We start from the raw sequence: 12,763 nt of genomic DNA on the forward strand, positions 1-12,763 counted from the left end.
ACCATGCACCAGTCCACCAAGCCGCCCGTCCGCCGCGCGGCGACGATCGGCATCGTCGTGGCGGCGACCGCCATCGGCTCGGTCATCGGCGTCGGCACGTCCGCGACGGCGGCGACGCCGACGGAACCGACGAGCACCACGGCCACTGCGACGCCGAGCGCCGACCCGACGGCGGAGGCGCCGACACCCAGCGCCAGCCCGACACCCAGCGGAACCCCGACGCCCAGCGCCACCCCGACGCCCAGCGGAAGCCCGACGCAAAGCGCCGGCCCCGCCGCGAAGGCCTCGGACAGCGCCACCCCGGCGGCAGCACCGGGTGACGGCAGCGACCTCGCGTTCACCGAGCCGTCGACCCAGGCCGCCCCGCTCACACTCACCGCGACGGTCGGCACGCCGTTCAGCCACACCTTCACCACCACGGGCGGCGACGGCACCGTCGCGTACGCCATCCAGGACGCCCCGTCGGCGGACTACACGGTGAACGTCGAGACCGGCGTGCTGAGCGGCACGCCGACGACCGCCGGCACGTTCGACTTCGAGGTCGTGGCCCTCAGCGGCTCGACACAGGTGACCGAGTACGTCCGCCTGACCGTCTCGCCGTCGCCGGTCGTCTTCACCGAGCCGTCGACGAAGGCGAAGCCGCTCGCCCTCACCGCCACCGCCGGCGCGACGTTCACGCACACGTTCCGCACCACGGGCGGCACGGGTTCGCTGGCGTACGCGATCCAGGACGCGCCCTCGTCCGACCTGACCGTCAACGTCGAGACCGGGGTGCTCACCAGCACGGTGACCACCGCGGGCACGTACGACTTCGAGGTCGTCGCGCTCCGCGGCACCGCGACCGCCACGGAGTACGTGCGCCTGACCGTCCTGCCGGCGGCACCCGTCGGGGTCCTCGCGATCGTCGACACCGGCACGCCCGGCGCAACCGTCTGGTCGGTCGCCCCCGGTGGCGTCATCAGCGCGTTCTCCGGCGGTGGCGAGCCCCTCGGCACCGTCGCGTCGATCCCCGTCCAGCAGGGCGGCTCGCTGGTGGTGTCCGGCCTCGCCGTCGACCGGTTCGGCAACCCGACCGCACCGGCTTCCGTGAGCACCGGGTTCGGCGCGACCGTGACGAGCTCGGTCGCATCGGACCAGGTCGCAGCCGATCCCCGCGGCGACGCCTCGAAGGTGACGTTCCCGCACGCTTCGGACCACCGTCTCACCATCACCCAGGGTGGCGCCTCGACCACGTTCGTCGTCGCCGTCCGACCCGTCGCCACGGCCGCTGTGGCGACCACGACGAGCGGCACCGGCAGCACCCTCGCCTACACCGGCGCCGACGAGACCACGCCGTTGGCCTGGGCCCTCGGTCTGCTGGCCGCCGGCGGCGGCCTGTTGGTCCACCGCCTGCGTCGCCGTCGCGCCTGAGACGCGACCGACGATCGGACGGGAGGCCCGGTGCCAGCTGGTACCGGGCCTCCCGTCCGTCGTGCGGGAACCCCCAACCATGGTCACATTCCGATCAAGACGGTCGTGTCCGCGCGCGGATACCAATACGATCCGACCAAGCCGAGGATTCTCGGCGGATTCTTATGTTCCGGCACCCGACCGGACTGAACCCCTGGGGGAAGAAGTGCGCCGTAGCACCTCCACCGTCCGACGCGCGTGCGCCGTCGGCACCACCGTCGCGCTGATCGGTCTCACGACCGGTCTGGGCGTCATGACCGCCACCGCCGCCACCGCGGCCGAGCCGACCGCGGCCGTCTCCGCCCCGGCGACGACCGGCGCCGCTGACGGCACCACGCCGAGCGACTCCGCGACGGACGGCACGGGCACGCCCGCGGCCGACACCGGTGCGACCGACGGTACCCCTGCCGCCGGCGACACGACCGGTGACACCACCGGCGACGACGGCGCTCCGGCGGGCGACGGGACGAGCACCACCGCCCCGACCGCTCCGGCCGTCGAGCCCTCCGCGCCCGAGACCACGGCTCCGGCCGTCGAGACCCCGGCACCGACCGCGACGCCGACCCCGGACGTCACCACGAAGGCCGTCGACGCGACCGTCACCATCGACGGTGCAGCGAAGGTCGGCACGCTCCTGAGCGCCGTCGTCACCGGCTTCGACGAGGACTCCACGTACAAGTACGTCTGGGCCGACCAGGACCGCAACGTCCTGTCGAAGACCGCGACGTACCGCATCGACCCCACCGACGTGCGCAAGACGATCACCGTCACGGTGACCGGCACCCTGCCCGACGCGACCGAGACGACCTCGGTGACCTCCGCGGCGACCGCGCCCGTCACCCAGGACCCCGCGTTCCTCGGCACCGACGGCAAGCCGACCACGGCCGGCGCCGACGCCGACCACCCGCTCGAACTGAGCACCGCCGCCGGCGACGCGTTCTCGCACACGTTCCGCGCGCAGGGTTCACCCGAGCCGACGTACAAGCTCGACTGGTTCTCGCAGGACGATGCGGAGTACGCCGAGGAGTACCCCGAGGAGGAGACCACCCCCGCGGACCAGCTCCCCGAGGGCCTGACCTTCGACGCGTCGACCGGTGAGCTCAGCGGCACCACGACCGACGCCTGGGACTGGGAGTTCGCCGTCACCGCGACGAGCGGCACCGTCTCGGTCACGCAGTACGTCTCGCTCACCGTCGAGGCCGGCGCGCCGGTCGGGGTCCTGGTGTTCACGACCGACCGCGCGGGCCTGTTCACCGACGACGAGACCGAAGACCGGACGACCTGGATCGTCGAGCCCGACGGCACCGTGCTCACCATCACCGAGGACGACTTCGCCGTCGGTGGTCGCCCGACCATCAAGCAGGGCGGGACGCTCGTCGTCCAGGGCGGTCTCGTCGACCGCTGGGGCAACACGATCGGCGGGCTCGACGAGGACGCTCCGGCGGTCGCACCGACCGTCACGTCGGACGTCGCCAGTGACGTCATCACGCCGGACCCCGACTTCGGCGACTTCGGTTTCGTGAACGTCACGTTCCCGCACGCGTCGGTCCACAACCTGTCCGTCACGCTCGGGTCCTTCAGCACCTCGTTCGCCGTCGAGGTCCAGCCGACCGCCGCCACCGTCGTCACCCCGACGACCCCGGTCGCGGCGGCCCCGGTCACCCCGACGAACCGTGGCCAGCTCGCCTACACGGGCTCGGACGCCACCGGCGCCCTGCCCTGGGCCCTCGGCCTGCTCGTCGCCGGTGCCGGCCTCATCGGTGCCCGCGCCCTGCGCCGTCGCCGCGCACAGCGCTGACCGACGACCAGCGCTGACGTACGACCAGCGCTGACGGCCCCGTCGTCTCCCGTCCGTCGCGTGCCCGCGTGACGGACGGGAGGCCCGCCTCGGCCCCGCCTGACCCCGCACCGGGGCGGCGGGGCCGTTTCCGTCCCACCGTCGGTAGCGTGGACACCATGCCCACGCTGCTGCACATCGACTCCTCGGCCGACCTGTCCCACTCCCGTTCGCGCGCGCTGACCGCCGCGTTCGCCGACGCCTGGCGCGCCCGCGGTCCGGAGTACACGGTGGTCCGCCGCGACCTGCACGTCGACCAGCTCCCCCACCTCGAGACCTCGGCGCTGCACTGGGCGGCAGCGGACCGCACCGCGGACGAGACCGTCGCTCCCGAGGCCGAGGCCCTGCGCCAGGAGGTCATCGACGAACTCCTCGCCGCCGACGTCGTGGTCGTGGGGTCGCCGCTGTACAACTACACGGTGCCGTCGACGCTCAAGGCCTGGATCGACCGCATCCACGTCCCCGGGGTCCTGGCGGGCGACGTGCAGCCCCTGGCCGGCCGTCCGGTGGTCACCGTGGTCAGCCGTGGCGCGACCTACGACGCCGGCACCCCGACCGAGGACTGGGACCACGGCTCGCCGGTCCTGCACCTCATCCTCGGCACGGCCCTCGGCATGAAGCTCTACCCGATCACCGTCAGCGCGACGCTCGCCGACCGGCTGCCCGACCTCGCCCCGCTCGCCGAGCACGCGTCCGCCGAGCTCGCCGACGCGACGACGACGATCGAGCGCCTCGCCACCACGCTCGGCTGAGGTCAGGCGGGACGGACCTCGCCGGACCGGCCGAGCAGCTCCGCGTGGAACGCCGTCTGCGTCAGTGCACTCGCGAGCAGGAACCCGGTCATCGATTCGATCCCGCCACTGAACGGCACGCGTGCGGCGACCTCGAACAGCGTGGGCCCGTCGAGCAGGTCGAGCGCCTCGGCGACGTGCCGCGACCGCTCCTCGCGGTGTCGGGCCAGCGTCTGCGCGCGGGCGACGACGTCGGCGAACCGGTACTCGTGGCCCGGGCAGACCTCGAGTCCGGCGTGCACGTCGAGTCGGCCGAGCGACGCCAGGTAGTCGCCGAGCGGGTTCGTGGCGGTCCGACCGCCGAGGCCGATCCCGGAGTTGATCCGCGGCAGCACGTGGTCACCGGTGAACAGCAGCCCGTCCGCCTCGTCGACGAAGCACACGTGCCCGGCGGTGTGCCCGGGCGTCCAGAGCGTCCGGATGGTGCGCCCCGGGATCGGCAGCACGTCGCCGTCGGCCAGCAGCAGGTCGGCGTAGGGCGCCTCGCTCCGACCGAGTCCGATCCGTCGCCCGCTCCCCCAGGCCGCGACGACGCCGTCGTGCAGCTCGGGCGGCAGGCCCCACGTGGCGATGTCGGCGTCGTTCCGCACCGCGTCGGTGCGCTCCCGCTCCAGCGCGTCGACCTCGAGCTCGTGCATCGCGACCCGAGCACCGGTCGCTCGGCGGATCGCGGCGGCGGCACCGAGGTGGTCGGCGTGCAGGTGCGTCACGGCGACGAGGGACACGTCGTCGAGCGACCGGCCGATCGCCGACAGTGCGGCGCGGACCTCGTCGAGCCCGCCGTCGACCGACCACCCCGGGTCGATCAGCGCCAGGGATCCGTCCGACCCCTCGACGACGTAGACCAGGGTCGCTTCGGGCACCCCGAACCGGAACGGCACCGCGAAGGTCCAGATCCCCGGCCGGACTTGTTCGACGGGCGGCAGGACGCCGTCGCGGAGCGCGGCGGCCTGCACGGGGCTGATCGGTTCCGGAGCCGGCGCTGCCGACGGGGGCACGGTCGTCACCCGCACCACACTACTGACGCGAGCCGACCTGCCCAGCGCTCTCCGGGCCTCCCGGCCGCACTTCGTGAGCAGAAATGGTCGAGTCGTCGCGCCGGACCCGACCATTCCTGCTCACCAAGCGCACACCCCGCCCACGCAAGCCCCACCCGCGCCCGAGTAGACACGACGCATGGAGATCGCACCGATGCTGGCCAAGGCCGTCGCCGACGTCCCGGAACCCGACAGCGTGACCGGTGGCCTGCGGTACGAACCGAAGTGGGACGGCTTCCGCGGCATCGTGACGATCGACGGCGACGACGTCGAGATCGGCAGCCGTGGGGCGAAGCCGCTCACGCGCTACTTCCCCGAACTCGTCGAGGCCTTCCGCGCGCAGTTCGGCGGCCGCGACCACCCGGTGGTGCTCGACGGCGAGGTGATCCTGCGCTCGGGCGAACCCGGAGCCGAGCGCCTCGACTGGGAGGCACTGTCCCAGCGCATCCACCCGGCGGCCTCGCGGATCGCGAAGCTCAGCGCCGAGACGCCCGCGCAGTTCGTCGCGTTCGACCTGCTCGCAGCGGACGGCGACGAGCTGGTCGACCTGCCGTTCGACGAGAGACGCGAGCGGCTGGAGCATCTCGCCACCGACCTGTCCGACCCGCTGTTCGTCACGCGCACCACACTCGACGTCGACCAGGCCCGCGAGTGGCTCACCACCTTCGAGGGCGCCGGACTCGACGGTGTGGTCGCCAAGCGCCGGGCGAAGCCGTACGAGCCGGGCAAGCGGACGATGCTCAAGATCAAGCACCACCGGACGGCCGACGTCGTCGCGATCGGGTACCGCGTCCACAAGAGCGGCTCGGGCGTCGGGTCGCTGCTCGTCGGCCTGTACGGCGACGACGGTGAGCTCCGCCAGGTCGGCGGCGTGTCCGCCTTCTCCGACAAGCGCCGGCTCGCGCTGGTCGACGAGCTCGAGCCCGTCGTGCTCCGCGATGCGGACGGGAGGCCCGTCACCGGTGACGGGGAACGGTCGCGGTTCTCGTCGGGTCGCGACACGTCGTTCGTCCGGCTGGCGCCGGAGGTCGTGCTCGAGGTCCGCTACGACCAGATAGAGGGCGACCGGTTCCGGCACACCGTGCAGTTCGAACGGTGGCGTCCGGACCGCGACGCGGAGTCGTGCGGGTTCGACCAGCTCGAGGTGCCGTCGGCGTACGACCTGCGGGATGTCCTGTCCTGACACGTGGTTGTCCGTTTTTCGTCGTCTTGCCGGTGATCGCAGGAAAGTAGTTAGCCGAACTAGCGAAACGCTGCCACGATGGAGACCAGCAGCACGAGGCGCCCATCCCGGGAGCCCCAGGACCGAAAGCTGATCGACATGAGCACCAGCACGCTTGTCCGCCACTCGCAGCGGAACCCCTTCACCGAGGTACGCGAGGCACGCCGCCAGCGCACCCTGCAGCTCAGTGCGGTCATCAGCGCCATCGCCGGCGTGACCGCCACCGCGCTCGCACTCGTCACGATCGGCCTGGGCTCGTGATCGTCGACGGCATCAGCGACGCGCACCGCGGTACCTGGTCGCGCCTGACCCGCCTGCACACCGCGAGCGTCGGGCTGCCGATGCAGACGTCCCGCGTCGACGACCCCGACCGCTCGACGGACACACTGCCCGCCGTCTGACGGTCCCCGCTGGCTCGGGTCAGGACTTCTTGGCTCGGGACGGTTGCACGCGCGGCGGCTCGCCGGGCATCTTCGGGAAGTCCGGCGGGAACGGCAGTTCACCCTCGCCGTTCTCCAGGTCGCGATCCCACCACGCCAGCAGCGGCGCGATGCTCGCCGGCTCGTCGTGCATCGCCTGCCACGGGTCGCCGATCGTCGCCAGGCGCTCGGGGACGGTCCGGATCGTGAACGTCGTCGGGTCCGCCGTCGGCAGCTCGTCCCACGTGATCGGCGTCGACACCGAGGCGTGCGCCAGGGCCCGTGGGCTGTAGGCACCGGCCATCGTGCGGTCACGGTTCGCCTGGTTGAAGTCGACGAAGACCCGCTGCCCTCGCTCCTCCTTCCACCACGCCGTCGTGACCCGGTCGGGCATCCGCCGTTCGAGTTCTCGGGCGGCCGCGATCACGGCGTGCCGGACGTCGAGGAACTCGTGCTCGGGGGCGATCGGTGCGAAGACGTGCAGACCGCGGTTGCCGCTCGTCTTGATCCACGCCGTCAGGCCCGCTTCGTCCAGGACCTTCCGGAGTTCCTGCGCCACGGGCACCGTGTCCGAGAAGTCCGTGCCCGGCTGCGGGTCGAGGTCGATGCGGAGCTGGTCCGGGTGGTCGCTGTCCTCGGCGCGCGAGGCCCACGGGTGGAAGACCACGGTGTTCATCTGCGCGGCCCACACCGCGACGGCCGGCTCGTCGACCACGAGCTGCGGGTGCTTCCGGCCGCTCGGGTACGTCACCGTGACCGACCGCACGTAGTCGGGAGCACCCTTCGGCGGGTTCTTCGAGAAGAACTGCTCGCCGTCGACGCCGCCGGGGAACCGCTGCAGCGAGATCGGTCGGTCGCCGTTCGCGCGGACGAACGCGTCGCCCACCGTCACCAGGTACTCGGCGAGGTCGGCCTTGGTGATCCCGGCCTCCGGCCACAGGACGCGCGAGGGACTGCTGATCCGGACCTCGCGGTCCCCGTCCGGACCGGGCACCCGCACCGTCGTCGCTTCGCTCGCCATGCAGCGGAAGGTACTCGGTGCACCATGGACGAGTGAGCGCGTACCTCGGAGTGGACCTGGCGTGGGGACTCGGCACCGCGGGCCGCGCGCCCAACGAGACCGGGCTGGTCGCGATGGAGGCCGACGGCACGATCACCGACGCCGGATGGGCCCGCGGGGTCGACGACGTCACGACCTGGGTCGCGGAACACCTCGGGCCGCGGTCGCTCATCGCCGTCGACGCCTCGCTCGTCGTGACGAACCCGACCGGCATCCGCGAGTCCGAACGGCAGGTCGGGCAGCGCTACGGCCGGTGGAAGGTGGCGGCGAACCCGACGAACCAGGCCTCCGCGGCGAGCGCCGGCGCCAGCCTGCTCGACCGGCTCACCGCACTGGGCGTCGAGTACGTGTCCGACACGGCATCCATGCACGCCAGGACCGGGCCGGCGATGTTCGAGTGCTACCCGTACACGACCCTGGTCGGCGTGGAGGAGCTCGGGTACGACGTCGAGCGGCCCCGGTACAAGCGCCTGGACCTCAGGGTGCCGGCAGTCGAGGCCCGGGCACGCCGCGCCGAGGCGTTCGACGAGCTCGTCCGGCGCCTGCGCGAGACCCCGCTCGACCCGCCGTTGCAGCTCGACTCGCATCCGCTGACTGCGGGGCTCGCCGACCCGTCGGTGCTCCACGGCCCGACCCACAAGCACCGCGAGGACCTGCTCGACGGTGCCCTGTGTGCCTGGACGGCGGCGTTCTGGGAGCGTCACGGCGACCAGCGCGTGCAGATCTTGGGAGGCGATGTGGGCCTCCCGTCCGACCCGGTGGACGAGGCGGGCCGCCGGCCCGTCGTGGTGGCGCCTGCGCGCCCGTCGCAGCGGGGCACGCGCGGCTAGGGTTGACCGGTGAGCACGACGAGCGAACCCCTGCACATCGGGCTGGTGTCGCTGCACACCTCCCCCGGAGACGAACCCGGCTCGGGCGAGGTCGGCGGCATGAACGTCGTCGTCCGGCACCAGGCCGAGGCGCTGGCCGATCGTGGCCACCACGTCGACATCATCACGCGGCGTTCGGCGCCGACGCAGCCGGACTCGGTGTCGCTCGTGCCGGGTGTGTGCCTGCGGTTCCTGTCAGCGGGTCCGGCGGAGCCGGTGCCGAAGGGCGAGCACGACGCGTTCATCGAGCCGTTCCGCCACGAGCTCGAGCAGCTCGGGCCGTTCGACGTCCTGCACTCGCACCACTGGTTCTCCGGTGCCGCTGCCCTGCCGGTCGCCCGTGAGCGTGGCATCCCGCACGTGCAGTCGTTCCACTCGATCGCTGCCGACCCCGAGACGCCGCTGTCCGAGGGTGAGCGGCCCGAGTCCGCCGGCCGCATCACGGGCGAGCAGCAGCTGGCGCGTGAGTCCGATGCGGTCGTCGTGGTGTCCGAAGCCGAGGCGTCGACGGTCCGGACGCGGCTCGGCGGTGCCGACTCACGCATCTGGATCGTGCCGCCCGGGGTCGACGGGTCGGTCTTCCGTCCGGCGGCCGCCGGTGCGCGCCGGGCCGCCACCCCCTACGTCGTCGCGGCGGCTCGCGTGCAGCCGTTGAAGGGGCTCGACCTGGCAATCGAGGCGATCGCGGGCATCAGCCAGGAGGCCCGTCCCACCTTGGTCATCGCCGGGGACGCCTCGAGCGAGGCGGGTGACTACGTGGACGAACTGCGTCGGCTCGCCGCCGCGCGTGGCATCGCCGACCGCGTCACCTTCATCGGGCCGCAGTCGCGTGCCGACCTGGCGTTCCTGTTCCGTGGCGCGGCAGCCGTGCTGGTGCCGTCGCACTCCGAGACCTACGGCCTCGTGGCGCTGGAGGGCTCGGCGTCCGGGGTGCCGGTCGTGGCCGCGGCTGCCGGGGGGCTGCGCGAGGCCGTGGTCGACGGTGAGACGGGCGTCGTGCTCGAGTCCCGCGAACCATCGGTGTGGGCTGCCGAGATCGAGCGGATCCTGACGGACTCCGGGTACGCGGCCGCGCTGTCCTCGGCCGGGCGGGAACACGCGGAGCGTCTGAGCTGGGAACGATCGGCTTCGGGGCTCGAGGACGTGTACCGCCGGGTGCTCGGCCGCTCGTGAGTCGCTTCGACGCGTCGGGGTTCTGGGCGGCGCTCGACTCCGTGCCCGCGGCCGCGGACGCCGAGGCGGACGCCGAGGCACTGTACGACCTCGGTTCGGCCGAGGGGCGGCTGCGCCGGTCGAACCTGCAGCGGTACCTGGAGCAGTACGGGCCGGCGGCGGACACCCTGCTCGTGGCCGAGGCACCCGGGTGGCGCGGCATGACGAACACCGGCATCCCGTTCACGAGCATGCGCGAGCTCGGGACGGACCGGTTCGGCGCCGACTACCTGGTGCCGCCGGAGCCGACCGCTCCGTGGGAGGCATCATCGCGCGTGGTGCAGGCGGCACTGTCCGACTGGGCCGGGCCGCTCCCCGTGGCGTGGGCGATCTTCCCGCACCACCCGTTCGTCGCCCCGGACCGGTTGACGAACCGCACGCCCCGTCCGGCCGAGGTGCGGTCGGGAGCGCCCGTCGCCCTCGCGCTGCTCGAGGCACTCGGTGGAGTCGACCGGGTCCGGGTGGTCGCGGTGGGGCGGAAGGCCCAGGGTGCGCTCGCGTTGGCCGGCATCGAGGCGATCGCCGTCCGGCACCCTGCGCAGGGTGGCGCGAAGCAGTTCACCGAGCAGCTGCGAGCGTTGGACCGCTCGCTGTAGTTCCCTGCGCCTGTCCCTCCGTCAGGCTGAGCGGACCTCGACGCCCTTCGCGGCCAGGGCCTCGGCGACGTGGGCGGGCAGCGGCGCTGCCGCGTACACGGTACGGAGCGCCGGCAGGTCGAGGACGTCGTCCCAGTTCTGCGGGTCGAAGCGGTCGTCGGAGCCCTCCCACCCGGGGTGCACGTCCTGGAGCACCTCGAGCTCGGTGTCGACGGTGAGCTCCGTGACGAGCGACAGGTGCGACGGCAGGAGTTCCAGGTCGTCGTAGTACTCACGGGCCCGGTCGTCCTGGCCGTCGACGTCGAGGTCCTCGTCCGTCTCGTCGGCCGTTTCCGGGTCGTAGGGGTCGAGGACGTCGAGGTCGTAGCAGAGGACGTCGAGCACCAGCAGCTTCGCGTTGAAGTCGGCGAACTCGACGGGCTCTTCGGTGGTGTTCGACTCGTGGTCCATGGCCCGGAGAGTATCCGTCGCCGAGCGACCGTGTTGCGATCGCGAGAAACCTTCCTGTGGGACTAGACAGCAAGGTGTCTCGCGCGCAAGGGTGACGCATGGCCACCACCAAGACGGACCGACCACAGCAGGAGCAGCCCGAGCTCCGCAGGGTCATCGGTCCCAAGCTCCTGCTGCTGTTCATCGTCGGCGACATCCTGGGAACGGGTGTCTACGCGCTCACCGGTCAGGTCGCGGCAGAGGTCGGAGGAGCAGCGTGGCTCCCCTTCCTCATCGCCTTCGCGGTCGCCCTGCTGACGGCGTTCTCGTACCTGGAGCTCGTGACGAAGTACCCGCAGACCGCGGGCGCTGCGCTCTACGTGCACAAGGCGTTCGGCGTCCACTTCATCACCTTCATCGTGACCTTCATCGTGATGTGTTCCGGCATCACCTCGGCGTCGACGGCGTCGCGGGCGTTCGCCGCCAACCTCGGCGTCGGGTTCGGTCTCGAGTTGCCGAACGCCGTCGTGATGCTCATCGCCATGGGCTTCATGCTCGCGGTGATGGCGATCAACTTCCGCGGTGTCAGTGAGAGCGTGAAGACGAACGTCGTCCTCACCCTGGTCGAGCTGTCCGGTCTCGTCATGGTGATCCTGATCGGCTTCTGGGCGATCGCGGGCGGCAACGCGGACTTCTCGCGGGTCGTGATGTTCGAGACCCCGGAGGACAAGACCCTGCTCATGTCGATCTCCACGGCGACGTCGCTGGCGTTCTTCGCGATGGTCGGCTTCGAGGACTCGGTGAACATGGCCGAGGAGACCAAGGACCCCTCGCGCATCTTCCCGAAGGTGATGCTCACCGGGCTCGGCATCACAGCCGTGATCTACACGCTCGTGTCGATCTGCGCCGTGGCCGTCGTGCCGATCGGTGAGCTCGCCGGCAACGAGACCCCGCTCGTGACCGTCGTGCAGACCGCCGCACCGGACTTCCCGATCGCCGACCTGCTGCCGTTCATCTCGATGTTCGCCGTGGCCAACACCGCCCTGATCAACATGATGATGGCGTCGCGACTGCTGTACGGCATGAGCAAGCAGGGCGTGCTGCCGGGCTTCCTGGCCCGCATCTCCCCCGCCCGTCGCACCCCGTCGAACGCGATCGTCTTCACCACCGCGATCTCCCTGCTGCTCATCGGTTGGGTCTCGCTCGACCCGGAGTCCCCGATCGTGGTGGTCCTCGGTGGCACGACCTCGCTCCTGCTGCTCACGGTGTTCGCCGTCGTGAACCTGACGGTGCTCGTGCTCCGCCGCGACAAGGTCGACCACAAGCACTTCCGAGCCGGTGTGATCATCCCCGTCATCGGCATCATCACCTGCCTGTGGCTCGTGCTGCCGTTCTCGTCCGGCCGTGACCCGCAGCAGTACCAGATCGCCGGTGCACTGCTGGCCCTGGGTGTGCTGCTGTGGATCCTGACCTGGTTCACGCACGGTCGCAAGCAGCCCGAGAAGGCCCCGACCGGCCTGGTCACCGAACCGACGAAGGTGCAGCACCCGCCGCACGACCACCGCGACGTCTGATGGACGCGACCGCCGTCATCTGGACGATCGTCATCGCGGCCATCGCGCTCGTCTCCCTGTCCGCCGGCGGGTGGGGTCGGAGCAGGTCGCGCCGCCGCCGACGCTGACACCGACGCCGCTGACGACGCTGACGCCGGGACGACGCTGACGTCGCCGTTGACGGTCCTGGTGCCCGAACTCCCTGTTCGGCGCACCAGGACCGTCAGTGCGTCACGGCGGCCCCCGATCGGGCGGGTGCGGTTCCCAGGCGGCGCCCGTACGCTCGTCG

General features: G+C 71.8%; 12 protein-coding genes and 1 pseudogene. 10 read left to right on the forward strand and 3 right to left on the reverse strand.

Annotation, left to right across the window (positions count from 1 at the left end; all coding sequences use genetic code 11):
• From GVL05_RS15315 to GVL05_RS15325, 3 genes and pseudogenes are all read left to right on the forward strand, one after another.
• Positions 1-1,410 (forward strand): annotated as a pseudogene (locus GVL05_RS15315) (hypothetical protein); the annotation flags it as partial.
• A gap of 205 nt (positions 1,411-1,615) precedes the next feature.
• Complete coding sequence (locus GVL05_RS15320) at positions 1,616-3,247, forward strand: putative Ig domain-containing protein (RefSeq protein WP_159573678.1); 1,632 nt, start codon at positions 1,616-1,618, stop codon at positions 3,245-3,247.
• Between the two features lie 158 nt (positions 3,248-3,405).
• Entirely contained in the window at positions 3,406-4,038 is a 633-nt protein-coding gene (locus GVL05_RS15325) for an FMN-dependent NADH-azoreductase (RefSeq protein ID WP_123340530.1), read from the forward strand.
• A 2-nt stretch (positions 4,039-4,040) separates the two neighbouring features.
• On the opposite strand, the gene GVL05_RS15330 is transcribed toward GVL05_RS15325, so the two are convergent.
• Entirely contained in the window at positions 4,041-5,084 is a 1,044-nt protein-coding gene (locus tag GVL05_RS15330; protein ID WP_159573679.1) for an MBL fold metallo-hydrolase, read from the reverse strand.
• 169 nt (positions 5,085-5,253) lie between these two features.
• On the opposite strand from GVL05_RS15330, the gene GVL05_RS15335 reads away from it, so the two are divergent.
• From GVL05_RS15335 to GVL05_RS15345, 3 genes are all read left to right on the forward strand, one after another.
• Positions 5,254-6,297, forward strand: a complete 1,044-nt coding sequence (locus tag GVL05_RS15335; protein WP_159573680.1) for an ATP-dependent DNA ligase — start codon at positions 5,254-5,256, stop codon at positions 6,295-6,297.
• Positions 6,298-6,435: 138 nt separating this feature from the next.
• Positions 6,436-6,597, forward strand: a complete 162-nt coding sequence (locus GVL05_RS15340) for a hypothetical protein (protein WP_159573681.1) — start codon at positions 6,436-6,438, stop codon at positions 6,595-6,597.
• Entirely contained in the window at positions 6,594-6,737 is a 144-nt protein-coding gene (locus tag GVL05_RS15345) for a hypothetical protein (RefSeq protein WP_159573682.1), read from the forward strand. Before GVL05_RS15340 ends, GVL05_RS15345 begins: the two co-directional genes overlap by 4 nt.
• 19 nt (positions 6,738-6,756) lie before the next feature.
• Here GVL05_RS15345 and ligD read toward each other — a convergent pair whose 3' ends face one another.
• Positions 6,757-7,776, reverse strand: a complete 1,020-nt coding sequence (ligD, locus tag GVL05_RS15350; RefSeq protein ID WP_159573683.1) for a non-homologous end-joining DNA ligase — start codon at positions 7,774-7,776, stop codon at positions 6,757-6,759.
• Between the two features lie 32 nt (positions 7,777-7,808).
• Here ligD and GVL05_RS15355 point away from each other — a divergent pair, with 32 nt between their 5' ends.
• Genes GVL05_RS15355 through GVL05_RS15365 form a run of 3 tightly spaced genes read left to right on the forward strand, consistent with a single transcriptional unit; the run spans position 7,809 to position 10,492 of the window.
• Positions 7,809-8,645, forward strand: a complete 837-nt coding sequence (locus GVL05_RS15355) for a DUF429 domain-containing protein (RefSeq protein WP_159573684.1) — start codon at positions 7,809-7,811, stop codon at positions 8,643-8,645.
• A 9-nt stretch (positions 8,646-8,654) separates the two neighbouring features.
• Entirely contained in the window at positions 8,655-9,857 is a 1,203-nt protein-coding gene (locus tag GVL05_RS15360; RefSeq protein WP_131922567.1) for a glycosyltransferase, read from the forward strand.
• Positions 9,854-10,492, forward strand: coding sequence for a uracil-DNA glycosylase (locus GVL05_RS15365; protein ID WP_235036005.1), 639 nt, complete (start codon positions 9,854-9,856; stop codon positions 10,490-10,492). Before GVL05_RS15360 ends, GVL05_RS15365 begins: the two co-directional genes overlap by 4 nt.
• A 21-nt stretch (positions 10,493-10,513) precedes the next feature.
• Here GVL05_RS15365 and GVL05_RS15370 read toward each other — a convergent pair whose 3' ends face one another.
• Positions 10,514-10,942, reverse strand: a complete 429-nt coding sequence (locus GVL05_RS15370) for a hypothetical protein (protein ID WP_159573685.1) — start codon at positions 10,940-10,942, stop codon at positions 10,514-10,516.
• Positions 10,943-11,040: 98 nt separating this feature from the next.
• On the opposite strand from GVL05_RS15370, the gene GVL05_RS15375 reads away from it, so the two are divergent.
• On the forward strand, positions 11,041-12,495 hold the full coding sequence (locus GVL05_RS15375) for an APC family permease (protein ID WP_159573686.1): 1,455 nt from the start codon (positions 11,041-11,043) through the stop codon (positions 12,493-12,495).
• Positions 12,496-12,763: the final 268 nt, after the last annotated feature.

It is taken from the genome of Curtobacterium sp. 18060 (genome assembly GCF_902706105.1).
Taxonomy (GTDB): Bacteria; Actinomycetota; Actinomycetes; order Actinomycetales; family Microbacteriaceae; genus Curtobacterium.

Bases quoted from the DNA above. Each gene is read 5' to 3' on its own strand.
- GVL05_RS15335 (WP_159573680.1), top strand. From the start codon at position 5,254: ATGGAGATCGCACCGATGCTGGCCAAGGCCGTCGCCGACGTCCCGGAA.
- GVL05_RS15340 (WP_159573681.1), top strand. From the start codon at position 6,436: ATGAGCACCAGCACGCTTGTCCGCCACTCGCAGCGGAACCCCTTCACC.
- GVL05_RS15325 (WP_123340530.1), top strand. From the start codon at position 3,406: ATGCCCACGCTGCTGCACATCGACTCCTCGGCCGACCTGTCCCACTCC.
- GVL05_RS15375 (WP_159573686.1), top strand. From the start codon at position 11,041: ATGGCCACCACCAAGACGGACCGACCACAGCAGGAGCAGCCCGAGCTC.
- ligD (WP_159573683.1), bottom strand. From the start codon at position 7,776: ATGGCGAGCGAAGCGACGACGGTGCGGGTGCCCGGTCCGGACGGGGAC.
- GVL05_RS15370 (WP_159573685.1), bottom strand. From the start codon at position 10,942: ATGGACCACGAGTCGAACACCACCGAAGAGCCCGTCGAGTTCGCCGAC.